Origin of the sequence: Oceanithermus desulfurans (assembly GCF_014201675.1) — a bacterium.
Lineage (GTDB): Bacteria > Deinococcota > Deinococci > Deinococcales > Marinithermaceae > Oceanithermus > Oceanithermus desulfurans.
The window spans coordinates 118352-143101 of record NZ_JACHEZ010000005.1 but is presented as its reverse complement, the minus strand read 5'-3'; the positions used below and the strand labels follow the sequence as shown (position 1 = coordinate 143101).

Below are 24750 nucleotides of genomic sequence, written 5' to 3'. Positions count from 1 at the left end.
GCCCATGGACCCCTTCTTCGCCGGGCTCTTGATGCTCCTGAGCTTCATGCTGGCCGTGCGCGGCTGGCTCGCCGGGCAGCGCTGGGCCGTGGCCTTCCTGGCCGTCCCGGCGCTCTACCTCTTCGTGTCGCACTCCCCCTGGGCTTCGGGGGCGTACCTGTTGCTGTTGTTTGCGGGCTGGTGGTACCTGAAGCGCTTCGAACCCACCGCCGGGCAGGAGCCCCCGGAAAACGATTAAGATAGACGCAAGATGAACCTGAACGCGCCGCGCATCCTGGTGCTCAACGCCGGTTACGAGCCCTTGGGGTTGACCACGATACGCCGCGGCGTCATCCTCGTGCAGAACGAAACCGCCGACGCCGTCACCCTAAGCCAGCACTTCTTGCGCACCCCCAGCCGTCGGGTGCCGGTCCCCTCGGTGATCCGCCTGCGCCGCATGATCCGCCGCCCCCTGGGGCGGCTTGCTCTTAACCGGCGCAACGTGCTGCGCCGCGACGGATTCACCTGCCAGTACTGCGGGAAGCGCTCGAACCACCTGACCATCGATCACGTGCTTCCGCGCAGCCGCGGCGGCCGCGACGCGTGGGAGAACCTGGTGGCCGCCTGCCACGCCTGCAACACCCGCAAGGGCGACCGCACCCCCGAGGAAGCCGGCATGCCCCTGCTCCGCAAACCCTCGGCCCCCGGCTATCTGGCCTGGATCACCTTCGAGCTGCGCGAGGTTCCCGAGGAGTGGGTGCCGTTCCTTCCGGTCACCGCTTCGCGGGTCTACGCCGACTGAGCCACGGTTCCAACGCGGTGCCCGCGACCGCCAGCACCACCAGCGCCGCTCCCAGGTAGCCGAGAAGCGAAAACCGCTCACCCCACCAGACGAAAGCGAGCCACGACGCCAGCACGGGCTCCAAGGTGGCGACGAGCGACGCGCGCGTGGCCTCGAGCCGCCGCAGCCCCAGCCCATAGAAGAGGTAGGCAAGGTAGGTCGAGACCACCGAGAGGACGATGAGCGCCGCCCACACCGCAGCGTCCTTGTGCGAAAACTCGACCCAGGGCAGCAGCACCAGCGCCCCGACCGGCAGCGCCACGGCGAGCAGCGCCACGGGGTGGAAACGCGCGAACTGCAGTTTGCCGTAAACGTAGTACCCCGCGTAGGTCAGCCCCGACACCAACCCCCACGCCACGCCGGCTGCGTTGAAGGCCCAGCCGTCCAGGGGCCAGGCGAGCAGCGTCACCCCCAGCAGGGTCAGGCCCACCAAACCTGCGCCGTACGCCCGGATCGGCTGCCCCAGAAAAACGCGGCTGCCCAGCACCACCCACGCCGGAGCGGTGTAGAGCAGCACCGCGGCCAGCGCCGCACCCCCGTAGGCCACGGCGTACTGGTAGCTCAGGTAGAACAAGGCCACGCCCAGCACCCCAAAGAGCACGGCGCCTCCCAGGCCGCGTCCCCGGGGGCGGGGCAACCGGCGCGCCAGCGCATGCGCGGCGAACAACGCGCCACCGAACAAAGCCCGCCAAAACGCCACCTCCACGGGGGCGATCCCGGAATCCAGCGCCAAGCGCGAAACCGGGCCGATCAGCGCCCAGCTGGCCGCGGCGAGCAGCATGTAGACGTAGCCCATACCCATTCATTGTGCACCGAACCGCAAAGGTCGGATCGCCCCGGACCCGTAAACCTTGGTCCATTGGTTTAGGGATCGGTGTTCTACCCGATCTTCGGCCGACTTTCTTTGCACGACCCTGCTTCGACTCTACCCCCCAAAGCCGTTACCCCCATATGGGGGTAGCACGGCCACAGCGGGAAGGCTAATCTGGTTTCTAGAGGCAGACGTGATCGACCACAGGCAAGCCTCTCTTATCGGCCCAAGGCTCAAGGTTCTATGATGCACTACCGCAGGACCCCGCCGCATATGAATACCTCATCGGCGGGAAACGTAGGAGGGAAGAGAATGCGCAAGAACAAGACCAAAGGCTTCACCCTGATCGAGCTGCTGATCGTCATCGCGATCATCGGCATCCTGGCCGCCGTGCTGATCCCCAACCTGCTCCAGGCTCGCGTCCAGGCCGACAAGCGTGCGGCTGCGGCCTACGGCCAGAACGTGTACAAGGCTGCCTTCGCCTACGTGGCGGAAGATCCTGACAACTCAGTTGTTGAAACCGATGACTGCACCGGTGGTTACACCGCGGGTAGCTACAGCGTTCCCGATCCCGGCAACATCATTACCGCCTGCACGGTCGAGGATGACGGCAGCGGCAACCCCACGGTTTCCGTGACCGGCCGTCACGAAGATTCGTACACCTACCCGTAAGCCCCTTCTTCGGTATCGTACATCGCACCCCCTGCGCTGGTCTAGTGCAGGGGGTGTTCCTATTCGGTCAAGCGGTCAATGAAGCGACTAATTAGAACGAGCCGCAAAAGAAGAACAAAAGACCTTTAGAAGGCATCTTCTCCTACTTGGCAGATATCATGAGTGACTTAAAATTGCATTGCGGCAAGCAAAAAGCGTAGTTGTAGATATTAAATAACTTAAAACAAATAAACTGCACTTTGGTTAGTAAACAGTAATATATATCTGTATTACGGTTTTGTGCTTTCCGGCGGTTTCTGGGGGTCGGCAAAAAGGCTTCGCAGGAAATGGAGTCGAGCGAGACGTAGCCAGTTTTGTGCCGTCTTTGTATCACCAGACTCCGCATATATTCGAATAAGGGCTCGGAAATAATGGGCATTTGCGTAAGGATACTTTTGATCTAAACGTTCCGGGGCTTCCTTCTTTTCACTAACGCTCGTAGCATTCCGGATGCGCACCAGCAACGGCCACGGCGATTCGGGATACAGTTCCTCAGCTTTGGTAAGTAGGCTATTTGCTCGATCAGGGTGAGCTTTCAAGACGTCCTCGACGCGCCCGGGAAACCCTTTGTAGCGCTTGATGGCGCACTCGAGCCCCGTACAGGGTAGATACCACCAGGTAGCGAGGGCGACACCCGCCGCCAGCCCCAAACCCCAAACCCACGAAGGCGCCGGTTTGGCTTCCGGTAATAGCGGACCAAGGGTCAGAAACGCCAGGATCAGGAAGCCGGGAATGAAGCCGGTCACGTCGAAAAGCAGCGTCGTCCACATAGCCGCCGCCGCCAGCGCCCAGGTCCAGTCGTCCGTGAAGAAACCGCGAACGATGGGCCAGAGCAGAACGAGGAGCAGGAAGAACCGCGGCCATCCCCCCGTAGCCAAGGTCTCGAGCAGGTAGTTGTGCGGGCTGCGCGACCACACCCCGTCGAACTCGGGCATGTCCATGAACCCTTCGAAGACCTGGGCGTAGCTGCCGTTGCCGGTGCCCAGCGGCCGCAACGTTACCATGTGCACCGCTAGTTTCCACATGGTGATGCGAGAGCCGATGTTTCCTATTCCTTCGTCCAGATTACCCGCATCGCGGCGGGTTACTTCGCTTTTGTAAAGGTGAGCGGTTTGCACCGGGTGCCCGGGCACCGCTGCATCGATGCCGGCCACGAGCAGGAAGACGAGCGCGATGGAGCCGAGCGCCCTCAGGGGTTTTGTCCCTGCCCTGGCGGCGAAGAACACCAGCGCGGGTAAGAGGAGGGTCAGGGGCAGGTACGCCGCGCGCGCGCCCGACATCAGCACGGCATAGACGGCCAGCACGGCCAGCAGGCCGGCAGCCCAGCGAAAGCGTGGCTTGGTGAGCATCCAGTAGAAGGCGAGCGGAACGAGCCACAGCGCTTGCTCTCCCAGAAGGTAGTGCGCCGACCTTGAGAAGTATTGGACCAGGCCGTAGTGAAAAAGCGAAAGCGTGGTGAAGAGCCCCACGAGGAGCAGGAAAAGGTTGAACGCAACCAGCCCTCATCGCCAGCGGCCCACAGCAAGAGCTGCGAGAATCGGTAGTTCCCAGAGGCTCGCGACGAGCGTGTTTCCGGGCGCCAGGCTCCAGGTGAGGAGCCCCCAACCCCGCCACAACCAACCCACTGCGGGCACCTTTCGCCCCCAATAGAGCAACGCCGCGAGACCGCCGGCGGCCACCCACAAAGGGGGCTCGGTGTAGATGAAGTAAGGGTAGTCCCAGACCCGCCACACCAGATAGAAGAAGGCGAGGTGGGGCAGGTACCGGAGGTAGGTCATTCGTCCATTTCGTCCATTATGGCAGCGACGCCAGCTCCACCGCGGCCATCACCGCATCGGCCCCCTTGTTGCCCGCCTTGGTGCCGGCACGCTCGGTGGCCTGCTCGATGGTGTCGGTGGTCAGGATGCCGTTGATGATGGGCTTACCGGTATCGAGACTGGCCTTCATCAGGCCGCTGGCCGACTGGTTCGCCACGATCTCGAAGTGGTAGGTGGCCCCACGGATCACGCAACCCAGCGCCACCACCGCGTCCACGTCGTTCTTTTCCGCATACTTCTTGGCCACCAGCGGTACCTCGAGCGCCCCCGGAACCCAGACCACGGTCAGGTCGTCCGGATCGCCTCCCAAACGCTCGTAGGCGTCCACCGCGCCCTCGAGCAACTGCTTGGTGATGAACTCGTTGAAACGGCTCGTCACCAGCACCAGCTTGACCCCTTTGGCGCTCAGGCTTCCCTTGATTTCCTTCATCTCTCCTCCTTCATCACGCACCACGCACTACGTACCACGCACAAGGCATTGGGTTTCTGCCTCCCACATCCCACATCCCAACCCCTAATCCATCCAATGCCCCAGCTTTTCCTGCTTGACCTTCAGGTAGCGCGCGTTGTGCTCGTTGTCGCCGCTCCTGAGCGGCACCCGCTCGACCACCTCGAGCCCGTAGCCGCCCATCGCCCGGATCTTGCGGGGGTTGTTGGTCAAGAGCCGTAGCTTGCGCACGCCCAGATCGTAGAGGATCTGGGCCCCCACGCCGTAGTCGCGCAGGTCGGGCGGGAAGCCCAGCGCCAGGTTGGCCTCGACCGTGTCCAGGCCGCTGTCCTGCAGGTGGTAGGCCTTGATCTTGTTGACCAGGCCGATGCCGCGCCCTTCCTGGCGCAGGTAGACGAGCACCCCGCGCCCCTCCTCGGCGATGCGCTTCATGGCCAGGTCGCGCTGGAAGCCGCAGTCGCAGCGCAGGCTGTGCAGAGCGTCGCCGGTCAGGCACTCGGAGTGCATCCGCACCAGCACGGGTTCCTCGGGGGCGAGCTCGCCCATCACCAGGGCTGCGTGCTCTTCACCGGTGATCCGGTTGCGGTAACCGATGATGCGAAACTCGCCGAACTCGGTGGGCAGCATGGCCTCGGCCTCGCGGGTCACGAAGCCGTCGCCGCGCTCGAGCCGGTAGCGGATCAGGCTCTCGATCGTGCCGATCTTGAGCCCGTGGCGCTCGGCAAAGGCCTCCAGCTCGGGCAGCCGCGCCATCTCGCCGTCTTCCTTCATGATCTCGATCAGCGCCCCGACCGGCTCCAGACCCGCCAGGCGCAGGAGGTCGACGGTGGCCTCGGTGTGGCCGGCGCGCCTGAGCACCCCGCCCTCGCGGGCCACCAGCGGGAAGACGTGACCGGGACGGCGCAGGTCGGCCGGAGTCGTGCCGGGCTTGGCCAAAAGCCGGATCGTGGCCGCCCGCTCGGCCGCCGAGATGCCGGTGGTGCTGCTCGCGGCGTCCACGCTCACGGTGAAGGCGGTGCCGTGCGGGTCGGTGTTGCGCTTTTCCATGGGCGGCAGCTCCAGCGTCTGGGCCCGCTCGGGGGTCAGGGCCACGCAGAGCAGCCCCCGCGCCTCCTTGACCGCGAAGTTGACCAGGCTCTTGGTGGCGAACTGGGCCGGGAAGATGAGGTCGCCCTCGTTCTCACGCCCCTCGTCGTCCACCATGATCACGGGCTTGCCGTTTTGCAGGTCCTCGATGATCGCTTCGATGGGGTGAATCACGTTCTCGCCTCCAGCAGCCGTTCGACGTAGCGGGCAATCAGGTCAATCTCCAGGTTGACGGCGTCGCCCGCACTAAGCTCGCCCAGGGTGGTCACCTGCAGGGTGTGGGGGATCAGGGTCACCGAGAAGACCCGATCCCGCACGCCCACCACGGTCAGCGAAACGCCGTCGATGGTGATCGAGCCCTTGGGGGCGACGTAGCGGGCCAGATCGGGCGGAGCCTCTACGTAAAGGTCGTGGGCGCCGGGGCGGCGGTCGAAGCGCGTCACCCGGCCCACGCCGTCCACGTGACCGGTGACCAGGTGGCCGTCGAGCCGGTCGCCCACGCGGGTGGCCCGTTCCAGGTTGACCCGCGCCCCCGGACGCCAGCGCGGCGCGGTGCGCTTCACCGTCTCCTGGGCCAGCTCGACCGCGAATCCGCTTTCCGAGAGCTCGACCACGGTCAGGCAGGCGCCGCTGGTGGCGATCGAGTCGCCCACCTTGGTGCCCTCGAGCACCCGCCCGGCCTCGATCCAGACGCGCAGGTTGCCGCCTTTGGGCTCCACCCGCGCCACCCGGCCCACCTCTTCCACGATTCCCGTAAACACTAGTCCACCTCCAAACGGCCCTCGAGCCAGAGGTCGCCTTCCAGCACCTCCGAGCGCTCGGGCAGAAAACGCGCCGCCTTCGGCATGGAGCCGAAAGTAAAACCTTCGATCAATCCGCGCCCCTCGCCCAGCAGGCGCGGGGCCACGAAGAAGGCCGCCCGGTCCACCCGCCCCGCCCGCACGAAGGATCCCGCGAGCCGGGGCCCGCCTTCGAGGAGCAGCGAATCCACGCCGCGCCTATAGAGTTCATCGAGTGCTGCCGCCACGCTCAGGCCGCCCTCGCCCGCCGGCAGCCTGGCCACCTCGGCGCCGGCGGCCTCGAGTGCCCGCACCCGGCCCGCGTCGGCGTCCTTGCCGACAAAGACCAGCACCCTCGCCGGCTCGCCCCGCGGGCCCGGGGCAAAGAGCCGGGCCGCGGGCGGCGTTCGCGCCCCGGCGTCGAAGACCACCTTGAGCGGGTCGCGCAACTCGGGCGGCTCGATCATCGCGGGGAAAGCGCGAAAGTCGGGCTCGCGCACCGTGAGCGCCGGGTCGTCAGCGAGCACCGTGCCCACGCCCACCGCGACCGCCGCGCAAGCTTGGCGGTAACCGTGGGCGACGCGGCGGCTGAGCTCGTTCGAAACGGCCTCGCCGCCCCGGCCGCTCGCGGCCACCCGGCCGTCGAGGGTGAGCGCCGCCTTCCAGAGCACGAAGGGTCGGCCGTGGCGCGCCGCGTGAAAGAAGGGGCGGTTCTGGGCGCTGGCCTCTTCTTCCAACAGGCCCGCCTCCACCCGCACGCCCCCGCGGCGCAGCCGCTCGGCGCCTCCGCCGCTCTTCTCGCCGGGGTCGGACGCGGCGTAGACGACGCGCGCCACCCCCGACTCAAGCAGCGCCAGCGAGCACGGCGGCGTGCGGCCGTGGTGGTCGCAGGGCTCGAGTGTGACGTAGACCGTCCCCCCTCGGGCTGCCGCTCCCGCCCGGCGCAGGGCGAAGACCTCGGCGTGGGGCTCGCCGGCGCGCGGGTGAAACCCCTCGCCCACGATGCGGCCGTCCTTCACCACCACCGCGCCCACGATGGGGTTGGGGTGCGTGTGGCCGCGCGCCCGCTCGGCCAGCGCCAGCGCCCGCTGCATGAAACGGCGGTCGAGGTCGCTAAAGCTCAAGGTTGCGACCTCCAGGACGCACGATGAATTTTGGGTTGATGGCTCCAGACCATACCCGGGCCCGAAGGCCCTTCACCTCCTCCTCCCATCCGGACTTTCACCGTCGGCCCCGGAATTCCACCGGGTCGGGCCCCGCGCTTTGCGCCGGGCTTCGCGGGCTTTCACCGCCGGTCGGGAATTTCACCCTGCCCCGAAGGAGCTGCGTTGTGGGCGCCCAGGGCGCCTAAGGTCAATGTATCACGAGCCGGGGTGACGGGCGTCCCCACGGGCGGTACCCGGGCCGTCAGGTTTCGTAGGAAGAAACACGCACCCCCATCGGCAAGGCCACGACGGCAACCGCACCATGACCTGGTGACCCTTCGGTAAGGGGGAGCGTTCGCGGCCCCTCCGCAACTTGGGGCTTATTGGGCGACGCCGTCCCGGCCTCGCCGCCGGCATGGGCCCGGATCCCTCCGACGGGCTTCGCCGCCACCTCCCGCGAGGGGGAGGTAAAAAGCTTGTAGCTTGTAGCTTGTAGCTTGTAGCTAGTAGCCTGTGGCCTGTGGGCTGGGGCTTGTGAAAACGCCTTGGCTGGCTCAAAGCCAATCTGTCAAAAAGACCTTTCTTTCACGACGAGGCGGACGCCGAGGATGGATCATCGGCCGCCTGGTAGAAAAAGCCCTCCCCTGGGGGAGGGTTGGGTGGGGGTTGTGGGCGATGTAGCTGCTGGACGTTCGAGGCCGATCCGCGGCCAACCCACCGCCTACCCCACCACCTCCTTCTCACGCCCACGCGAACTCGGCCGAGAAGTGCCGCAGGAAGCGGGGTTCGCGCACGATCCGCATGCCGCCGATCTCCTCGCGCCGCTCGTAGACCTGCGCCACCGCCTCCACCACATAGTCCATGTGGCTCTGGGTGTATACGCGGCGGGGAATGGCCAGGCGCACCAGGTCCCAGTGAGCCGGTTTTTCCTCGCCGGTGTGGGGGTCTTTGCCGAACATCACGGTGCCGATCTCCACGCCACGCACCCCGCCCTCGACGTAGAGCTCCACCGAAAGCGCTTGCCCGGGGTAGGCGAGGGGCGGCACGTGCGGTAGGAAACGGCGCGCGTCCAGGTAGACCGCGTGCCCGCCGGCCGGCAGCATCACCGGCACCCCCGCCTCGTCCAGTTTGTTCGCCACGTAGGCGGTGGAAACGATGCGGTAGTTCAGGTAGTCCTCTTCCAGCACCTCGTCGAGCCCAACGGCAATCGCCTCCAGGTCGCGGCCGGCGAGGCCGCCGTAGGTGGGAAAGCCCTCGGTAAGAATGAGCAGGTCGCGCTCCTGGGCGGCCAGGTCGCCGTCGTTGGTGACCAAAAAGCCTCCGATGTTGGCGAAGGCGTCCTTCTTGGCCGACATGGTGGCGCCGTCGGCGTAGGAGAACATCTCGCGCGCGATCTCGCGAGGGGTCTTGTCGGCGTAACCCGGTTCGCGTTGCTTGATGAACCAGGCGTTCTCGGCGAAGCGGCAGGCGTCGATGTAGAAGGGAATTCCGTGGGTACGGGCGATGCGCGAGACCGCCTTGATGTTGGCCATGCTCACCGGCTGGCCGCCGCCCGAGTTGTTGGTGACCGTCAGCATGATCACCGGGATGCGCTCGGGTCCCACCTCGGCGATCAGGGCCTCGAGCGCCCGGACGTCCATGTCGCCCTTGAAGGGGGCGCGCGAGGCCGGGTCCGCGGCCTCGGGCGAGGGCAGGTCCACCGCACGGCCGCCGGCGAACTCGATGTTCGCCCGGGTGGTGTCGAAGTGGGTGTTGCTGGGCACCACGTGACCGGGACTCACGAGCACGCTGAAGAGAATGCGCTCGGCCGCGCGCCCCTGGTGGGTGGGGATGACGTGCTCGAAGCCGAAGATCTCCTTGACGGCGCGCTCGAAACGGTACCAGCTGCGCGCGCCGGCGTAGGATTCGTCGCCCTGCATCAGTGCTCCCCACTGGGCGGCCGACATGGCGCTGGTGCCCGAGTCGGTGAGCAGGTCGATGATCACGTCTTCGGCGGGCAGCTTGAACAGGTTGAAACCGACCCGCTCGATGAGGCCTTGACGCTCTTCGGGCGTGGTCATCTTGATGGGTTCGACCGTCTTGATCCGAAACGGCTCGATGATGGTCTTCATGGAACCTCCTTTCGTCCATGCTACCCCGGGATATATAACGCTTTTTCGCCGGTAGTGGCGTGATACGATGAACACGCGCCGGCTTGCAGGGCCCGGCCAAAATATTTAGACTGGGTCAAAGGAGAGGGCCCCCTCGGGGTGGCCGGCGGTCTGGAGGTGGCTTCGTGGCGCTCGATTTCTCGCTGACCGACGAACAAAAACAGCTTCAGCAACTGGCGCGCCGCTTCGCGCGCGAGCAGGTGGCCCCGCGGGCGGCCGAGTACGACCAGAACGAACAGGTGCCCTGGGAACTGGTGGAGCAGCTCTACGAGATCGGCCTGCTCAACATCAGCGTGCCCGAGGAGGCCGGCGGCCTGGGCCTGGGTCTGGTCGAAGAAGTGATCATCGGCGAGGAGCTGGGCTGGGCCGACATGGGCTTCTACACCATCCCCATGGCCTCGGAGCTGGGCATCACCCCCATCCTCATCGCCGGAACCGAGGAGCAGAAGAAGCGCTTTTTAAGTCCGCTCACCGAGCGGCCCTCGCTGGCGGCCTTCGCCCTTAGCGAGCCCGGCAACGGCTCCGACGCCGCGGCGCTGCGCACCCGCATCGTGCGCGAGGGCGACGAGTACGTGATCACCGGCACCAAGATGTGGATCTCCAACGCCAAGGAAGCCGACTTCAACGTGGTCTTCGCCACCTTCGACCCCTCGCTGCGGCACAAGGGCGTGATCGCCATCGTGGTCGAGAACGACCGCGAGGGGGTGAGTTTCAACAAGATCCACGGCAAGATGGGCCAGCGCGCCGCCCCCACCTACGAGATCGTCTACGACGGGGTGCGGGTCCCGGTGGAAAACCGTTTGGGCGAGGAGGGCGAGGGGTTCAAGATCGCCATGCTCACCCTCGACAAGACGCGCATCCCGGTGGCCGCCGGCAGCGTGGGCGTGGCCCGCAGGGCACTCGACGAGTCGGCCAGGTACGCGCTCGAGCGCGAAGCCTTCGGCCGCCCCATCGCCGACTTCCAGGCCATCCAGTTCAAGCTGGCCGAGATGAAGATGGGCCTGGAAACGGCGCGGATGTACACCTACTACGCCGCCTGGCTGGCCGACCGCGGCGACCCCGAGCACATCAGCGCCAGCGCCATCGCCAAAGCCTACGCCAGCGAGGTCGCCTTCGAGGCCGCCAACCAGGCCATCCAGATCCACGGCGGCTACGGCTACGTGAACGACTTCCCGGTGGAAAAGCTCCTGCGCGACGTCAAGCTCAACCAGATCTACGAGGGCACCAACGAGATCCAGCGCATCATCATCGCGCGCAGCATCCTCAAGGCGCTCAGATAAGGAGGCGGTATGAAGTACGTGGCGATCATCCGGCAGGTTCCCGACGGGGAATCGAAGATCAAGGTGGACGGCGGCAGGGTGAACCTCGAGGGGGCCACCCTGATCCTCGACCAGATGGACGAGTACGCCGTCGAGCAGATCATCCGACTAAAGGAGGCCCACGGCGGCGAGGCCGTGGTGGTGGCCTTCGGCCCCGAGCGCACCGAGGAGGCCATGCGCACCGCGCTGGCCATGGGCGCGAACCGCGGCGTCCTCGTCACCGCCGAGGGCTACGTGGACCCGGTGACCCAGGCGGGCGCGCTCGCCAAGGTCCTGGCCGAGGAGGCCCCGGACGCGGTCTTCACCGGCGGTCAGCAGGCCGACTGGGACAGCCAGGCCCTGGGGGCCGCGGTGGCCGAGGCGCTGGGCTGGCCGAGCGTGACCTGGACCACCGCCTTCGAACTCGAGGACGGCCACGCCAAGGCCACCCACGACCTGGACGAGGGGGCCGAGGTGGTGCGGGTGGCGCTGCCGGCGGTCTTCACCACCCAGCAGGGCCTCAACGAGCCGCGTTACCCGACGCTGCCCGGCATCATGAAGGCCAAGAAGAAGGAGATCAAGAAGATCGACGCCGCCGAGCTGGGCGTGAGCGGCAGCAAGGTCGAGATCCTTGAGCAGACCATCATGGAGCTCGAGCGTAAGGGCAAGATCATCGACGGCACCAAGGAGCCCGCCGCGGCCGCCGCCGAGCTCATCAAGCTGCTGCACGAAGAAGCCAAGGTGCTCTAGGAGGCGACGATGATTCTCGTGGTAATGGATCACGACGGTAACGAACTGCGCAAGGGCGCGCTCGAGGGCGTGAGCCGCGCGCGCAAGCTGGCCGAAGCCCTGGGCGGCGAGGTGGCGGGCCTGGTGGTCGGCTTCGGCGCCGAGGGCGTGGCCGAGAAGGCCAAGGACTACGTGAGCAAGGTCTACGTGGTGAGCGGCCCCGACTGGGAAACCTACACCGCCGAGAAGTGGGCGAAGGCCGCCCACGCCGCTGCCGAGGCCGCCGGGGCCAGGGTGGTCGTGGCCCCCGCCAGCCGCACCGGCCGCAGCTGGACCGCGCGGCTGGCGGTCAAGATGGACGCCGCACTGCTCGAGGACACCCTCGACAGCTGGGCGGAGGGCGAGAAGGTCTACGCCACCAAGTACAGCTTCCTCAACCGCGTGCTGGAAAAGCAGGCCGGCTCCCTGCCCGCGGTGATCAGCGTCAAACCCAACACCACGCCCCTGGCCGAGCCCGCCGGGGCGGGTACGGTGGAGCCGCTGGCGGTGGAGCTGGGCGAGTTGGAAAAGAAAGTGGAGGTCCTCGAAAAGATCGTCGAGACCGGCGGCAAGGTCTCGCTCACCGAGGCCGAGGTCGTCGTCACCGGCGGTCGCGGCATGGGCAGCGCCGAGGCCTTCCAGATGATCGAAGAGTTCGCCGACCTGCTGGGCGGTGCGGTGGGCGCGACCCGCGCGGTCATCGACGCCGGCTGGCGCCCCTACGCCGAGCAAGTGGGGCAGACGGGCAAGACGGTGCAACCCAACGTCTACTTCGCCCTCGCCGTTTCGGGCGCGGTGCAGCACCAGGCGGGCATGAACAAGTCCAAGGTGGTCGTGGCCGTCAACAAGGACCCCGACGCCCCCATCTTCAAGGAAACCGACTACGGCGTCGTCGGCGACGTGCATCAGGTGCTACCGGCGATGATCGAAGAGGTGAAGAAGCTCAAGGGGGCTTGATTCCCCCTGAACCAGGCCGCCGCTCGGGCTCCGAGCGGCGGCCTGGGTTTTCGTGCGCAGCACGTTGGATTTCGAGCGTCCTCGCCAGGGTGCGTACCGCGCCCGCACCGGCGGCCTCCGCCCACGCTAAGAACCGGGAAGCGCGTCCTCGCTATTGCGGTGCCGTTCTCGAGCGGTAATCGGAAAATAAGACGACGTAGTAAAACGGTAACAACAGCAAGGTCAGAACGACGTGCGTCCAGTTGGTTCGGTACCACAGCTCCGGCCTGAACGCGGCGAGCGCCAGCACCAGCGTGAACAAGACCCCGTAGGTCAACAGGTACTTGAGGTTCGTGGTTTGGGAAGGCCCCGAAGCGGAAGCGAGGGTCAGGCGGTACGCAGGGGCGAGCGCGCTCGCAAACATCAGGTAGAGCAGTATGGCGCTGGGGACCATGGCGTGGTCGCGGTACGCACCGAGCGCGAAGTCGGCTACAAAGACCGGAACGAGCGCCACAACAAGCATCACGTTCGCGTACTGGCTCACCCACTCAACGGGAAAAGGCCGACCCGCCAGCAACCTCCAAAGCAGCAGCCAGTAACAGGCGTACAGCACGAGGGCGGATAAGAGCAGCAGGTCGAAGATCAGATTTACCGCAGTCAATGGCCTTCCCCCGTTCCGGTGGCCCTCCGGCGCACACTGCACCCGGTCCCGCTAGGCACACATACTCAGATTGTATCCCTTTTATGACGCTTCGCAGCAAACCAAGGCACCGGCTCCCCGGTCCTCGTCCCCGGTCTTCCATCGGTAGGCCAATCCAGCGGCCGCGAACGAGCCGTATTCCGGGATTCCTGCGCCTGCAGCCAAGGCCTCCGGCGCACCTGTCCGCCGGCGTACCCACACGGCCGGATGAGCGAAGAGGCGAAGAAGCTCAAGGGGGCCTAGCTGCAGCTTCAGGCCATCCCACCCGGCATACCCAGGTGGGTTTTAACTTAGCCGTCCTATGTAGTATTATGGATATGAGGTAAGACTATGGCCTATAAGGTAGGACCCAAGGGGCAGGTGGTCATCGCCAAGGAAGCCCGCGAGCGCTTGGGCGTGCGGCCGGGCTGGATCGCCGTGCAGCGCCTTGTGGGCGACCACCTGGAAGTCTATTTCTTTCCACCGCAGCACGAACACTCGCTCAAGGGACGCCTGGCCGGCAAGATCCGGAGACCGCTCAGCGATACGGAATTGCAACGCGCGCGCGAGCAGGCCTGGACGGACCGGGAATGAGCTCCCCGCCTTTGGTGGACACCAGCGTGGTCGTGCGTTACCTGACCGGTGACGTTCCCGAACTGGCCGAACGCGCCGCCGTGCTCTTGGACGGTCCCGATCCTCTCGCCCTGCACAGCATCGTCCTGGTGGAGACGGCTTTCGTCCTCGAAAAGGCCTACGAAATATCGAGAGCCCATGTGGTGGACACGCTCATTGAGTTTCTACAAAAGAAAAACCTGCACCTGCTGGACCTACCCAAGGAAGAAGCCATCCTGGGGCTGCTGTTAAGCCGACCCTCCAAACGGGTCGCGTATGCCGACGCTCTGCTTTGGGCTCTGGCCCGGAGCAACGAAGCACAAAGACTGTATACCTTCGACGCAAGGTTCCCCGCGGACGGTATCGAGGTCGTCGAGCCCTAACCCACGCGGGGTGGGTATCATGAAAACGTTATGGCCGACAACACCCGCGCCTGGATGGAAGAACTCATCGCCGAGCTGGAGGAGCGCCGCAAACAGGTCCAGGAAGGCGGCGGCCCCGAGCGCATCGAAAAGCAGCACCGTCAGGGCAAGCTGACCGCGCGCGAACGCATCGAGAAGCTGCTCGACCCGGGCAGCTTCGTCGAGCTGGGCACCTTCGTGGAGCACCTGGACAGCGAGATGATGAAGGGCGTGCAGGCCCCCGGCGAGGGCGTGGTCACCGGCTACGGCACCATCGACGACCGCACCGTCTTCGTCTTCAGCCAGGACTTCACGGTGCTGGGTGGCTCGCTGGGTAAGATGCACGGCCGCAAGATCGCTCAGGCCATGGACATGGCCGTCAAGGTGGGCGCGCCCATCGTGGGGCTCAACGACTCGGCCGGCGCCCGCATCCAGGAGGGCGTGGACAGCCTTTCGGGCTATGGCGAGGTCTTCTACCGCAACGCCGTCTACTCGGGGGTGGTGCCCCAGATCTCGGCGATCCTGGGCCCCTGCGCCGGCGGCGCGGTCTACAGCCCGGCGATCACCGACTTCGTGCTTATGAGCCGGGGCTCGAGCTACATGTTCATCACCGGTCCCGAGGTCATCAAGACCGTGACCCGCGAAGAGGTGAGCTTCGAGGAGCTGGGCGGGGCGGACGTGCACGCGAAGAAGAGCGGCGTCGCGCACCTGGAGGGCGAAAACGAAGAGGAAGTGCTGGAACTCATCCGCAAGATCCTGAGCTTCCTCCCTTCATCGGCCAGGGAAAAGCCGCCGCTTAGGCCCACCGACGACCCGGAAGACCGTACCGCGCCGGAGCTGCTCGACATGGTCAACCCCGACCCGCGCCGCCCCTACAACATGCACGAGGTCATCCGCACCCTCGTCGACGAGGGCGACTTCCTCGAGATCCACCCCACCTGGGCGCGCAACATCATCGTGGGCCTGGCGCGGCTGGGCGGGCAGCCGGTGGGGGTCGTGGCCAACAACCCCCGCTTCATGGCGGGCGCGCTCGACATCGACGCCGCCGACAAGGCCGCGCGCTTCATCCGCACGATGGACGCCTTCAACCTGCCCCTCGTGACCTTCGTGGACGTGACCGGCTTCCTCCCAGGGGTGGCCCAGGAGCACGGCGGCATCATCCGCCACGGCGCCAAGATGCTCTACGCCTACGCCGAGGCCACGGTGCCCAAGATCACGCTGATCACCCGCAAGGCCTACGGCGGCGCCTACCTGGCCATGAACTCGCGCGACATGGGGGCCGACGTGGTGCTCGCCTGGCCCACCGCGGCGGTGGCCGTGATGGGGGCCGAGGGCGCAGCCAACATCGTCTTCCGCCGCGAGATCCAGCAAAGCCCCAACCCCGAGGCCACCCGCGCCGAGAAGATCAAGGAGTACAAGGAACGCTTCGACAACCCCTGGATCGCCGCGGGGCGGGGCTACATCGACGACGTGATCCCCCCCGAGCAGACGCGCCGGCACCTGATCCGGCACCTGCGCATGCTCGAAGACAAGCACGAGGAACGCCCCTGGAAGAAGCATGGCAACATCCCGCTCTAGGGCTCCCGCCACCCAGGAGCTCGACGATCTCTACGCGGAACTCCGCAGCTGCCACCGCTGCCCGCGCCTGGTGGCCTGGCGCGAGGAGGTGGGCCGGAAGAAGCGGCGGGCCTACCGGAGCGAGAGCTACTGGGCCCGCCCGGTGCCCGGCTTCGGCGACCCGCGGGCGCGCCTGCTGATCTTCGGCTTGGCCCCGGGGGCGCACGGGTCCAACCGCACCGGGCGCATGTTCACCGGCGACGCCTCGGGCGACTTCCTCTACCCCGCCCTCTGGCGGGCCGGGCTCGCCAGCCAACCCCACTCGGAACACCCCGGCGACGGACTCGAGCTCCACGGGGTTTACATCACCGCCGCGGTGCGCTGTGCGCCCCCCGGCAACAAACCCACGCGCGCCGAGTTCGCCGCCTGCAGCGTCTGGACCGAGCGCGAGCTCGCGCTGCTGCCCGAGCTTCGGGTCTACCTGGCGCTGGGTCGTCTGGCCCACGACGCCCTGCTCGAGCACTACGGCCAGGTGAAGGCGCGCTTCCCCTTCGCCCACGGCGCGGAACACACCCTCCCGGACGCGCGGGTGCTGCTCGACAGCTACCACGTAAGCCGCCAGAACACCCAGACCGGCCGGCTCACCGCAGCCATGTTCGACGAAGTCCTGACCCGCGCCAAGGCGCTTGCGGGGCTGAACTAGCATGGCGCTCGTCACCCGGAAGCGCCTGATCCGGCTCGCAAAGGGCTTCTTCCCCGCCCTCTGCCGCCCCGACGACGCCTGGGCCCTCGCGCGGCTCGCGCCCGACGAAGCCGGGCTCTACCGGGCCATGGACGTGCGCGACCGCGAACACAACGTGGCCGTGGCCAGGCGGCTGCTCGAGCGCTGGCCCGACGCCCCCGACTGCGCGGTGCGCGCCGCCCTGATCCACGACGCCGGCAAGAGCCTGCGCCCTTACAACGTCTGGGAGCGGATCTTCACCGCGCTCTTCGAGCGCTGGACGCCGGAGGTGGAGCCTTACCCCCTGCGCACCGGGCTGACCGGCGCCTGGCAGGTGCGGCGGCACCACCCGCGCTACGCGGCCGACCGCATCGCCGATCCCTGCGTGGCCCGCCTCGTCGGCGAGCACCACAGCGGCACCTCGACCTGGGCGGTGCGCCTGCGGGCGATCGACGCCGAGTTCTAGGCCGAGACCCGCGCCAGACCGGCCTCTTCCGCCGCGCCGCGCACGCGGTAGACGTCGAGGGTGAACTCCACGACCGCGCGTTCGGCGGCGCTGGCGAAACACAGCTTCTGCCCCTGCGGCACCACGACCCAGACCTCGAAGCGGCGCACCGGCAGCAGGGTCACGCCCTCCAGCGCTACCTCGCGGCTGACCGGCGCGAAGATCACCAGCGGCCTCCGCCCCACCTGGAGCCGCAGCGGCATCCGCTCGCCGTCCAGCCCGATGCCCAGAACGTTTTCCACGAAGCCCCGGCCCTTGATGCGGATGAGGACCGGCTCGTCGGCCCCCGGGAAGACCAGCTCGTTGTCGCGGTACGGCGGGCCGTTGCGGACGAAGTAGAACCGCTTGCCGTACGCCCCCCAGCCGTCACCGCGCATCTCGGGGGGCTCGGAGAAGATCTCCTCGAGCGGTTCGAGTCCCTCGACCCGCACGGCGCCCCCGTCCTCGCCCTTTTCGAGCCCCCAGACCGCCCGCGCCCAGGGCGGGAGGTTCTCGGGCGGCTCGACGGAGCGGCGCTCCGGGTCGGCCGCGAGCTCGTGGTGGTAGCGCGCGATCAGGTCCCCCTTCGCCGCGAAGTAGCGTGCCGCGGCCCGGTGGTACTCGGCGCGCCTCCCCGGCTGGAGCGCCTGGTAGAGCACCCGCCGGGCGGGCTCGCTGGCGAAGTACCATTCGTCGTCGTAGGTGAGCCAGCCGCGCCGCTCCAGCTCGTCCAGGTGTTCGTGCGCCTCCAGCGCCTCGATCAGGCCGTCGGAAAGCGTGCCCGGGTGCACCGAGAGGCGCTCGAGCGCCAGACGCGCGGGGTAGCTGAGGAAGCGGCTCTCCCGCTGGTAGGCGGCGCGCACCTGCTGCGGCAGCGGCAGCTCCTCCTGACCGGAGCGGTAGAGCTCGAGCAGGTGCTTGAGGTGGGCGGCGTCACCGCCCGAGCGCAGGTAGATCTCCGCCGCGCGCTCGAAGGGGAGGTCCTGCAGGGGCCCCTCGACGACCGCCGGCCACGAGAGCGGCTGCAGGGTCACGAAGCGCGCCCGGTCGGCGGGCCACTGGGCCCGCAGCTCGAGCAGGGTGCTGTGGTCCTCGCCGAAGGGAGCGGTGGGCAGGATCCAGACCGACTTGTCGTCCTTGAGCACCTTCTTGACCTGGGCCTCCGTCTGCGGCAGCGGCAGGTAGCGCACCGCGGTGGCGCTGCCCTCGACGCCCTCGATGAACGGCAGCCCCATCTCGCGCGCCAGCTGCAGCGCGAAGGTCTTGAAGCCGGCGAGGGGGCTACCCTTGACGATCAGCAGGAAGGGCGGGTCGATTTCGCGGGCCAGCTCCGAGGCCTGGGCGTGGATCTGCTCGGCGGGCTGCTCGTCGACCTGGGTGGTGCGTCCGCGCAACCCCGCCAGCCATTCCCGAAAGCTGTCGGAGACGCGTTCCAGACCCTCCAGGATCTGACCCGTGCGCGGGGTGGTGTCGAGGACGATGCCCGGGGGCAGCACCAGCGGATCGCGGCGGTCCTCGAAGGCCACGATGCCCAGCTTGCGAAGCGTGTGCCGCAGTTCGTGCAGCTCGACTCTGAGGTTCTGGCGCGCGCTGGAGTGTTCCCAGAGCAGCTCGGCCATGGCCGCGCGGCTGATCGGACCCTCGATGGCCAGGTAGTAGAGGATGGCCAGGGACTTACTCCGCAGCGGAACCCGCTTGCCGCCCACGTACAGCCCCGCGGTCCCGAACAGGGTAAGTTGCGCGATAGCCGATTGAATTTGCGCCATACAATCCCTCCGAATGCCCGTGGACCAACCGTTAATCGCAACGTTAATACGGCGTTAAGTGGACCGGGGTCGTTAACCCAACCCATAACGCTAAGCCGCTTCGCTCTGTCTCTTACAGCTTACCTCGACTTAACGGCCGAATGTGTGACGGCCATTAGAGTGAGCATCAAGAGAGAGGGAGGTGAGGAAACTTAGAGCAAACGACCGGCTTCAGGCCCCAGGCCCCTAGACTTCGTCAAGACTGCACTATGAATTGGAGGACCGCATGAACAAGAAGTGGATTTTCGCTTCGCTATTTGCCGTGGCGGCGTTCGCCTTCGCCCAGACGCCCGTGATCGGGCCCACCAGCGAAGGCCCCGACGCCGTGGACAAGGGCGCCGACAGCGCCAGCGTGAACCAAACGGTCAAGCTGATCCTGCCGCAGGCGACGGCGCTGCACCTGGACACCACCACCCTGACCTTCGACCTGAGCGCGCTCGACGGCCAGGGCTGGCCCCACAGCAGCGACCCGCTCGCCGGGGATGCCACCATCGCCTGCGTCTACGCCAAGGGCGCCGACGATACGACCAAGTTGGGCGATAAGTTCTGGAACCAGACGCAGGTGCTGCCGGGCGGCACCTACTACGAGGTGCGGGACTGGCCCAAGATCGCCATCGTCGGCGGCGGCGTGGTCGACTCCTACCCGCCCATCGAGATCGGCGACGACGGCGAGCTGATCGAGGGCTCCAAGGGCTACTTCGTCTGCTACAAGACCTTCGTGCTGCAGCTCTTCTCGAACTGGAGCTACTGGGATCTGACCGCCAACCGCAACGACCTCGACGATGAGTACCCGAGCATCGAACACCTCTACATCCAGGGCAACACCTGCGCCACCTTCGGCAGCGCGACGGGGCTGTACGACCTGCCCGACGGCGCCAGCCGCCACCTGATCCCGAAGAACCTGAACTTCGGGCCCACCGGCGACCAGGTGCTCAACCCCAAACTTCCGGAAAGCTGCAAGAACAAGAGCTGGCTCGACACCCTGGTCGTGGTCGCCGTGAAGATTAACTCGGACCGTTGGGGCGAGAACCGCGCCGACCTGACCTACACCCTGCAGTCCGCCGACGTGCAGTTCGGCACCCCTCAGTAACGTACCTTGCGGTAAGGTGGGGCCAGCGCCCCACCTTACCTGACTCCGGAGGCAACCATGCGCAAACGGGCGATCGTACCGCTGCTCACTGCTCTCGCCGCCTGCATCGCCCTCCCCGCCCGGGCGCAGACCGCGGTGGCCATCGATCCGCCGGCCGCGATCTACGCCGCCCGGCCCGGGGAGGAAAAGTCCGCCAGCATCCTGATCGCCAACCCCGGCGCCGAACCGGCGCGGGTGCGGGTCTCGTTGGGCGACTGGATGTACCAGCCCGACGGCCAGCCCGTCTACCTGGACCCCGGCAGCCTGCCCGAAAGCGCGAGCCCCTGGATCACCTTTTCGCCCGCCGAGTTCATGCTTGCGGGCCACGAAAAGAAAATCGTCCGCTACACCATCAAGGTACCCGAGGACGCCGCGGCGGGCACCCACTGGAGCGTGCTCTTCCTCCAGGGAGAAGACCCCAACGCCCAGCCCGGCGCCAACATCGCCACCTTCAAGATCCGGGTGGCCCACACGATCTATGTCAACGTGCCCCCCATCGAGTGGGACGGCCAGATTCTGGGCATCGTCGCGGTGCCGCCCGACGAACCCGACCAGCCGATCGCCATCGGCATTCAATACGCCAACACCGGCAACGGCGCCTACGCGGTGACGGGCCGGCTCGAGGTGCGCGACGCCGGCGGCAACGTCGTGGGCGAGGCCGAGATCGACCGTACCGTCGTGCTGCCCGGGGCGACCCGGGTGCTGCGCGCCAATTTTTTCGGACCCATCAAAAAAGGAGACTACGTTATCCTCGCGGTGCTCAACTACGGCAGCGAAACCGTGGACGTTGCGGGGCAGACGGTGGTAAGCCTTCCCTTCGACCTGGTCAAACCGGCTCCGGCCGCGCAGTCGGAACCCGAGTCGCAACAGGGTTCCCCCTGATGGAGGCGAAATGAAAGGTACCGTCCGAAACATCCTGGTCCTGCTCGTCCTGCTGGCGCCGATCGGCTACGCGCAGGCCACCTGGTTCGTGCAGGCGGTGATTCCCGAGGTGATCTCGGTGCGCACGCCCACGACCACGATCGGCTTCGAGCTGAACCTGCAGAACTACCCGCCGCCCAGCTTCCCGGCGCGTTACAAGGCCACAGCTCCTGAGGACGGGGTGCTGCCCGTCCAGGTCTTCGTCAACCAGCCCGGGGTCTGGAGCCTGCTGCTCGAGATTCCCGACCTGCTCGACGAGAGCGGCAACCGGATCCTCCCTTCGGACCAGATCCTCTTCCGCGTCAACGACGGCCCCTGGCTGCGCGGCAGCAGCGCGCCCCAGGTCTTCTACACCGACGTGGGCGCGACCGAAGGCTGGAAGGAGATTCAGCTCGAGTTCGCCCTCGAGCTGAAGGGCAACGAACCACCCGGCAACTACGCCGTCAACGTGGTGGTCAGCGCCATCCGGGAACCCTAACCATGAGGTATTGGGCCGCCTGCCTGTTGCTGCTGGGGGCGGCCTGGGCCAGCGGCGTCGCGATACAGCCCGCCCCAGGAACCCAGGTCGGGCCCGGAGCGTACGCCACCCTGCTCTTCACCCTGTCGGGTGAAGGCGAGGTGCGGCCGGAAGTGGTGGCGCCCGCAGGCTGGCCGGCCCTCCCGCTGCCCAGCAGGCTGCGCCTGGGCGAAAGGACGCTGGTGGCGGTGACGTTGCGCGTGCCCGAACTCACCCCGGCCGGATCCGTGCACCCGGTGAAGCTGCGGATCTGGGACGGCGAGCGCCTGCTCGCCGAAGCCGCCACCGACGTCACCGTGCTTCCGAAAGCCGACTTCATCCTCTACCCCGAGGACAAGCAGGAAGCCCGCATGGGCGAGCCCGTCGCCTACCGCATCACCGTGATCAACCGCGGCAACCTGCGCGACCGGATCACCCTCGAGGCCGAGGCCAACACCGGCGAGGCCTACCTGCGGCCGACCGTCCTGGAGCTCGACCCCGGCGAGGAGGGCAGGGCCGTCCTCACGCTGCAGATCGGCGACGGCCGCCGGGTGTCGCCGGGTTACACGATGATCACCTGGGTGCGCGCCCGCTCCGGCTTCGGCGGCCTGGAGCGCAAGGTGCGGGTGACCACCCGCTGGCTGGACCCCTACGCGCTCGGCGCGGGCGGCCCCGACCCCACGCTGCGCGTCAGCCTCTCGGGCAGCGTGGGCGTGGGCACCACCCTCGAAGCGGGGCGGTTCGCCCCGCCGGTCTTCCGCTACAGCGTCAGGCCCAGCCTCAGCGGCCGGCTTTCCGACTTCGTGGAGACCTCACTCAGCACCTCGGCCTTCGGGGGGCGGAGCCCCCGCTGGTGGCCCGAGGCCCCCTCCGGCCTGGCGCTGGGGCTCAAAGGACCCAGGTGGGACGCCGCGTTTTCGGCGACGACCACCGGGATGGGGCTGCGCACGGGGTTCAAGACCGAGGGCTGGCGCTACGGCGTGGGGCTGAACGGCCGCTACGACCTGGACGCGGGCGGCTTCTCCGTCAGCGCGGTCAGCACCCGCAGGTCGCTGAAGCTGCAGCTCAACGCCAGCGTCGAGGCCGCGCAGGGCTCGCGCCAGGACCGCTTCAGCGTCGACTACAGCCGCGTCCTCAACCGGTCGCTGAGCCTGCGGCTGGGGGGGCGGCTGAACGGGATCCTCGCGGGCGGCTACACCCTGATCGGCACCGCACGCCAGGGCCTGCTCTGGCAGGGGACGCGTTTCAGCGTGCTCCAGTCGCTTTCGGCCAGCCCCCAGCTGGGCCTCTACACCCTGACCCTTACCGGGGGCACCCGCAGCGTCTACCCGCTGGGGGTGCGCGGGACCGCCCACCTGCAGCAGCGCCCCGAGGGTCTGGGCTGGAAGGCCAGCAGCTCGGTCTTCGCGACCCCGCTCCCGCGCACCTCGCTGCGCGTCACCACGACGCTCGAGCAGGCGGCGCGGCAACCCTTCGAGTTCAGCCTCAACCCCTCCCTCGCCGTCCGCCCCCCGAACCTGGCCGGGGTGCGCTCGAGCTTCAGCGTGGGCTACAAGCTGCGCTACGTCCCCGCGGACGGGGCTACGCACCAGACCGCCACCCTCAGCGCCCGGCTGGGCTACGGCAACTTCGGGCTGAGCGGCAGCGGCACCTACACCCTGGTGGGGCCGCGCGGCTACGGCGCCCAGCTGAGCGTCCGCTGGCGGCCCTGGCCGCTCACGGTGCTGCGGGCGAAGTACGCGGTGAAGCTCGCGGACGCCTACAGCGAGACCGTCGGGTTCGGCTGGCAGCAGTACTGGGGCGCCGGCTTCGCCAGCGAGGTCGACTACGAGCACGGCGAGGACGACCGCTTGAGCTTCTACCTGGCCCAGAAGAGCCTGATGGGCAGCCCCGTCGGCCTCCTCGTCGGCTACGCCGTCCGCGACCCCGACGGGCTCGGACGGGGCGCGGAATCGTTAACGCACCGCTTCAGCGTGCAGCTGGGTTACAACTTCACCTGGCAGTTCCCGACGCCCGAGCCGGTGGTGAACGCCTTCGGCGGGCGCAAGGTGGGGTTCGTGCGCGGTGTCGCCTTCATCGACCGCAACCTCAACGGCCTGCGAGACGAGGGCGAGCCGTCGGTACCCGGACTGACCGTGCACCTCGGCGGGGCCAGCGCCGAGACCGACGAAAGCGGCCGCTACGCGCTGGAGGCCCGTCCCGGCGTGCACACGCCGCAGCTGGAAGGTCTGCCCGCGACCCTGGACCTCTACCGGCCCACCGAGCTGCGCGTCGAAGAGGGGCGGCGCTACCGCCTCGACCTTCCGCTCGCCCCGACGACCCAGGTCCTCCTGGTGCTCTTCCACGATGTCAACCGCAACGGCGTCCAGGACGAAGGCGAACGGGGCATCCCCTACGGCGGCGTCCGCCTGGTGGGGCCCTCCACCCGCAGCTTCCGCACCGACGAGCGCGGGCGCGCCCTGGCCACCGGACTCCTTCCCGGCGTCTACCAGGTGGAGCCCGACCCCGACCTGCTGCCCCCGCGCTTCCAGGCCACCGCGCCCCCGACCCGCGTCGAGCTGCAGCCCGGGAAGAGCGAACGGGTGCTGCGCCTCGGCGCGGCGCCGCCACCCAAGCAGGTGCGCACCACCTACAACCCCGGGAAGCTGACGGTCTTCGCCACCCTGCCCTCCCCCATCGTCGCCGCGGGGGCCGAGTTCGAGGTGCGCGCCCTCGCCCAGGGCGACCCCGACCAGGTCTGGCTGGAACTCGACGGCGTCAGCTACCCGATGGAACGACGGGAGAACGGCACCTACACGGTGCGCGTGCGCATGCCCCCGTCCACCCCCACCGGGCCGCTGATGCTCAAGGTGCGGGCGGCCCGGGCGGCGCAGGTGGTGGACACGGTGGCCGTGGCGACGGTCGTCAGGCGGCCGCTCTACGAGCTCGACCCCTTGAAGTTCCAGGTGGGGCAGCCGCGGCGGCTCGAGCTGACGCTCCTCTTCCGGGCGGCCTCGGTGCGGCTGGTGATCGGCGAAGGGGACGGCGTGGAGTTCACCAGCGAGGACGGCTACCGCTGGGTCGCCGAGTGGACGCCCGAGCGGGCGGGCGCCTTCGCGGCCTACGTCGTGGCGGACGGCGAGACGCTCTCGCAAAGTCGAATCACGGTGCTTCCCGCAAGCACGGGAGAAAGGTAA

At 67.6% G+C, this 24750-nt stretch carries 25 protein-coding genes and 1 riboswitch; of the genes, 15 read left to right on the top strand and 10 right to left on the bottom strand.

Annotated elements, in window-relative coordinates:
* The first annotated feature begins 4 nt into the window (after positions 1–4).
* On the top strand, positions 5–238 hold the full coding sequence (locus HNQ05_RS07860; protein ID WP_147144894.1) for a hypothetical protein: 234 nt from the start codon (positions 5–7) through the stop codon (positions 236–238).
* A 12-nt stretch (positions 239–250) separates the two neighbouring features.
* Positions 251–781 (top strand): HNH endonuclease, encoded by a 531-nt coding sequence (locus tag HNQ05_RS07855; protein WP_147144892.1) that lies wholly within the window; start codon positions 251–253, stop codon positions 779–781.
* On the opposite strand, the gene HNQ05_RS07850 is transcribed toward HNQ05_RS07855, so the two are convergent.
* Positions 753–1616 carry a DMT family transporter gene (locus HNQ05_RS07850; protein ID WP_147144890.1) on the bottom strand — a complete coding sequence of 288 codons (864 nt, stop codon included), beginning with the start codon at positions 1614–1616 and terminating at the stop codon, positions 753–755. The genes HNQ05_RS07855 and HNQ05_RS07850 overlap by 29 nt on opposite strands.
* Before the next feature lie 327 nt (positions 1617–1943).
* Here HNQ05_RS07850 and HNQ05_RS12350 point away from each other — a divergent pair, with 327 nt between their 5' ends.
* Complete coding sequence (locus HNQ05_RS12350) at positions 1944–2303, top strand: type II secretion system protein (RefSeq protein ID WP_147144888.1); 360 nt, start codon at positions 1944–1946, stop codon at positions 2301–2303.
* A 269-nt stretch (positions 2304–2572) separates the two neighbouring features.
* Here the strand turns inward: HNQ05_RS12350 and HNQ05_RS07840 are convergent, their stop codons facing one another.
* The 7 genes from HNQ05_RS07840 to HNQ05_RS07810 form a co-directional block, all read right to left on the bottom strand.
* The gene (locus tag HNQ05_RS07840; protein WP_147144886.1) at positions 2573–3811 is read right to left on the bottom strand and encodes an O-antigen ligase family protein; all 1239 of its coding nucleotides are present in this window, start codon (positions 3809–3811) and stop codon (positions 2573–2575) included.
* A 33-nt stretch (positions 3812–3844) separates the two neighbouring features.
* Positions 3845–4120: a hypothetical protein gene (locus HNQ05_RS07835; protein ID WP_147144884.1), complete on the bottom strand. Its 276-nt coding sequence runs from the start codon at positions 4118–4120 to the stop codon at positions 3845–3847.
* 16 nt (positions 4121–4136) lie between these two features.
* Positions 4137–4589, bottom strand: coding sequence for a 6,7-dimethyl-8-ribityllumazine synthase (gene ribH, locus HNQ05_RS07830; protein WP_147144881.1), 453 nt, complete (start codon positions 4587–4589; stop codon positions 4137–4139).
* 84 nt (positions 4590–4673) lie between these two features.
* A complete protein-coding gene (locus tag HNQ05_RS07825) occupies positions 4674–5867 on the bottom strand; it encodes a bifunctional 3,4-dihydroxy-2-butanone-4-phosphate synthase/GTP cyclohydrolase II (protein ID WP_147144879.1) in 1194 nt (397 codons plus the stop codon).
* Entirely contained in the window at positions 5864–6454 is a 591-nt protein-coding gene (locus tag HNQ05_RS07820) for a riboflavin synthase (protein WP_147144878.1), read from the bottom strand. Before HNQ05_RS07820 ends, HNQ05_RS07825 begins: the two co-directional genes overlap by 4 nt.
* On the bottom strand, positions 6454–7566 hold the full coding sequence (gene ribD, locus HNQ05_RS07815) for a bifunctional diaminohydroxyphosphoribosylaminopyrimidine deaminase/5-amino-6-(5-phosphoribosylamino)uracil reductase RibD (protein ID WP_147144982.1): 1113 nt from the start codon (positions 7564–7566) through the stop codon (positions 6454–6456). The genes HNQ05_RS07820 and ribD overlap by 1 nt, the downstream gene beginning before the upstream one ends.
* 103 nt (positions 7567–7669) lie before the next feature.
* A riboswitch (FMN riboswitch) is annotated at positions 7670–7798 on the bottom strand.
* A gap of 559 nt (positions 7799–8357) precedes the next feature.
* On the bottom strand, positions 8358–9728 hold the full coding sequence (locus HNQ05_RS07810) for a tryptophanase (protein WP_147144877.1): 1371 nt from the start codon (positions 9726–9728) through the stop codon (positions 8358–8360).
* A gap of 164 nt (positions 9729–9892) precedes the next feature.
* Between HNQ05_RS07810 and HNQ05_RS07805 the strand changes: the two genes are divergently transcribed.
* The 3 genes from HNQ05_RS07805 to HNQ05_RS07795 are packed head-to-tail and all read left to right on the top strand — an operon-like array spanning position 9893 to position 12790.
* Entirely contained in the window at positions 9893–11047 is a 1155-nt protein-coding gene (locus tag HNQ05_RS07805) for an acyl-CoA dehydrogenase family protein (protein ID WP_147144876.1), read from the top strand.
* A gap of 9 nt (positions 11048–11056) precedes the next feature.
* Positions 11057–11815 carry an electron transfer flavoprotein subunit beta/FixA family protein gene (locus tag HNQ05_RS07800; RefSeq protein WP_147144875.1) on the top strand — a complete coding sequence of 253 codons (759 nt, stop codon included), beginning with the start codon at positions 11057–11059 and terminating at the stop codon, positions 11813–11815.
* 9 nt (positions 11816–11824) lie between these two features.
* Entirely contained in the window at positions 11825–12790 is a 966-nt protein-coding gene (locus HNQ05_RS07795) for an electron transfer flavoprotein subunit alpha/FixB family protein (RefSeq protein ID WP_147144874.1), read from the top strand.
* Positions 12791–12941: 151 nt separating this feature from the next.
* Here the strand turns inward: HNQ05_RS07795 and HNQ05_RS07790 are convergent, their stop codons facing one another.
* Positions 12942–13430, bottom strand: a complete 489-nt coding sequence (locus tag HNQ05_RS07790) for a hypothetical protein (protein ID WP_147144873.1) — start codon at positions 13428–13430, stop codon at positions 12942–12944.
* A 369-nt stretch (positions 13431–13799) separates the two neighbouring features.
* Here HNQ05_RS07790 and HNQ05_RS07785 point away from each other — a divergent pair, with 369 nt between their 5' ends.
* From HNQ05_RS07785 to HNQ05_RS07765, 5 genes are read left to right on the top strand one after another with little or no spacing between them, the layout of a single operon-like run.
* Positions 13800–14042: an AbrB/MazE/SpoVT family DNA-binding domain-containing protein gene (locus HNQ05_RS07785; RefSeq protein ID WP_147144872.1), complete on the top strand. Its 243-nt coding sequence runs from the start codon at positions 13800–13802 to the stop codon at positions 14040–14042.
* Between the two features lie 14 nt (positions 14043–14056).
* Positions 14057–14443, top strand: a complete 387-nt coding sequence (locus HNQ05_RS07780; protein WP_246104062.1) for a type II toxin-antitoxin system VapC family toxin — start codon at positions 14057–14059, stop codon at positions 14441–14443.
* A 30-nt stretch (positions 14444–14473) separates the two neighbouring features.
* Positions 14474–16039 carry an acyl-CoA carboxylase subunit beta gene (locus HNQ05_RS07775; RefSeq protein ID WP_147144870.1) on the top strand — a complete coding sequence of 522 codons (1566 nt, stop codon included), beginning with the start codon at positions 14474–14476 and terminating at the stop codon, positions 16037–16039.
* The gene (locus tag HNQ05_RS07770; RefSeq protein ID WP_147144869.1) at positions 16020–16721 is read left to right on the top strand and encodes a uracil-DNA glycosylase; all 702 of its coding nucleotides are present in this window, start codon (positions 16020–16022) and stop codon (positions 16719–16721) included. Before HNQ05_RS07775 ends, HNQ05_RS07770 begins: the two co-directional genes overlap by 20 nt.
* A gap of 1 nt (position 16722) precedes the next feature.
* Entirely contained in the window at positions 16723–17205 is a 483-nt protein-coding gene (locus HNQ05_RS07765; RefSeq protein ID WP_147144868.1) for a phosphohydrolase, read from the top strand.
* Here HNQ05_RS07765 and HNQ05_RS07760 read toward each other — a convergent pair.
* Entirely contained in the window at positions 17202–18989 is a 1788-nt protein-coding gene (locus HNQ05_RS07760) for an AfsR/SARP family transcriptional regulator (protein ID WP_147144867.1), read from the bottom strand. The two genes, HNQ05_RS07765 and HNQ05_RS07760, sit on opposite strands and share 4 nt — an antisense overlap.
* Before the next feature lie 265 nt (positions 18990–19254).
* Here HNQ05_RS07760 and HNQ05_RS07755 point away from each other — a divergent pair, with 265 nt between their 5' ends.
* The 4 genes from HNQ05_RS07755 to HNQ05_RS07740 are packed head-to-tail and all read left to right on the top strand — an operon-like array spanning position 19255 to position 24750.
* Complete coding sequence (locus HNQ05_RS07755) at positions 19255–20118, top strand: hypothetical protein (protein ID WP_147144866.1); 864 nt, start codon at positions 19255–19257, stop codon at positions 20116–20118.
* Between the two features lie 57 nt (positions 20119–20175).
* Positions 20176–21039 (top strand): fimbrial biogenesis chaperone, encoded by an 864-nt coding sequence (locus tag HNQ05_RS07750; protein ID WP_147144865.1) that lies wholly within the window; start codon positions 20176–20178, stop codon positions 21037–21039.
* Positions 21040–21049: 10 nt separating this feature from the next.
* Positions 21050–21556: a hypothetical protein gene (locus tag HNQ05_RS07745; protein ID WP_147144864.1), complete on the top strand. Its 507-nt coding sequence runs from the start codon at positions 21050–21052 to the stop codon at positions 21554–21556.
* Between the two features lie 2 nt (positions 21557–21558).
* Positions 21559–24750: a hypothetical protein gene (locus HNQ05_RS07740; protein ID WP_147144863.1), complete on the top strand. Its 3192-nt coding sequence runs from the start codon at positions 21559–21561 to the stop codon at positions 24748–24750.

Excerpts from the sequence above, each read along its gene's own strand:
- HNQ05_RS07850 (WP_147144890.1), bottom strand. The coding sequence starts at position 1,616 with ATGGGCTACGTCTACATGCTGCTCGCCGCGGCCAGCTGGGCGCTGATC.
- HNQ05_RS07750 (WP_147144865.1), top strand. The coding sequence starts at position 20,176 with ATGCGCAAACGGGCGATCGTACCGCTGCTCACTGCTCTCGCCGCCTGC.
- HNQ05_RS07745 (WP_147144864.1), top strand. The coding sequence starts at position 21,050 with ATGAAAGGTACCGTCCGAAACATCCTGGTCCTGCTCGTCCTGCTGGCG.
- HNQ05_RS07835 (WP_147144884.1), bottom strand. The coding sequence starts at position 4,120 with ATGACCTACCTCCGGTACCTGCCCCACCTCGCCTTCTTCTATCTGGTG.
- HNQ05_RS12350 (WP_147144888.1), top strand. The coding sequence starts at position 1,944 with ATGCGCAAGAACAAGACCAAAGGCTTCACCCTGATCGAGCTGCTGATC.
- HNQ05_RS07860 (WP_147144894.1), top strand. The coding sequence starts at position 5 with ATGGACCCCTTCTTCGCCGGGCTCTTGATGCTCCTGAGCTTCATGCTG.
- HNQ05_RS07785 (WP_147144872.1), top strand. The coding sequence starts at position 13,800 with ATGGCCTATAAGGTAGGACCCAAGGGGCAGGTGGTCATCGCCAAGGAA.
- HNQ05_RS07800 (WP_147144875.1), top strand. The coding sequence starts at position 11,057 with ATGAAGTACGTGGCGATCATCCGGCAGGTTCCCGACGGGGAATCGAAG.
- HNQ05_RS07760 (WP_147144867.1), bottom strand. The coding sequence starts at position 18,989 with ATGGCGCAAATTCAATCGGCTATCGCGCAACTTACCCTGTTCGGGACC.
- HNQ05_RS07765 (WP_147144868.1), top strand. The coding sequence starts at position 16,723 with ATGGCGCTCGTCACCCGGAAGCGCCTGATCCGGCTCGCAAAGGGCTTC.
- HNQ05_RS07770 (WP_147144869.1), top strand. The coding sequence starts at position 16,020 with ATGGCAACATCCCGCTCTAGGGCTCCCGCCACCCAGGAGCTCGACGAT.
- HNQ05_RS07795 (WP_147144874.1), top strand. The coding sequence starts at position 11,825 with ATGATTCTCGTGGTAATGGATCACGACGGTAACGAACTGCGCAAGGGC.
- ribH (WP_147144881.1), bottom strand. The coding sequence starts at position 4,589 with ATGAAGGAAATCAAGGGAAGCCTGAGCGCCAAAGGGGTCAAGCTGGTG.
- HNQ05_RS07775 (WP_147144870.1), top strand. The coding sequence starts at position 14,474 with ATGGCCGACAACACCCGCGCCTGGATGGAAGAACTCATCGCCGAGCTG.
- ribD (WP_147144982.1), bottom strand. The coding sequence starts at position 7,566 with ATGCAGCGGGCGCTGGCGCTGGCCGAGCGGGCGCGCGGCCACACGCAC.
- HNQ05_RS07755 (WP_147144866.1), top strand. The coding sequence starts at position 19,255 with ATGAACAAGAAGTGGATTTTCGCTTCGCTATTTGCCGTGGCGGCGTTC.
- HNQ05_RS07810 (WP_147144877.1), bottom strand. The coding sequence starts at position 9,728 with ATGAAGACCATCATCGAGCCGTTTCGGATCAAGACGGTCGAACCCATC.
- HNQ05_RS07855 (WP_147144892.1), top strand. The coding sequence starts at position 251 with ATGAACCTGAACGCGCCGCGCATCCTGGTGCTCAACGCCGGTTACGAG.
- HNQ05_RS07740 (WP_147144863.1), top strand. The coding sequence starts at position 21,559 with ATGAGGTATTGGGCCGCCTGCCTGTTGCTGCTGGGGGCGGCCTGGGCC.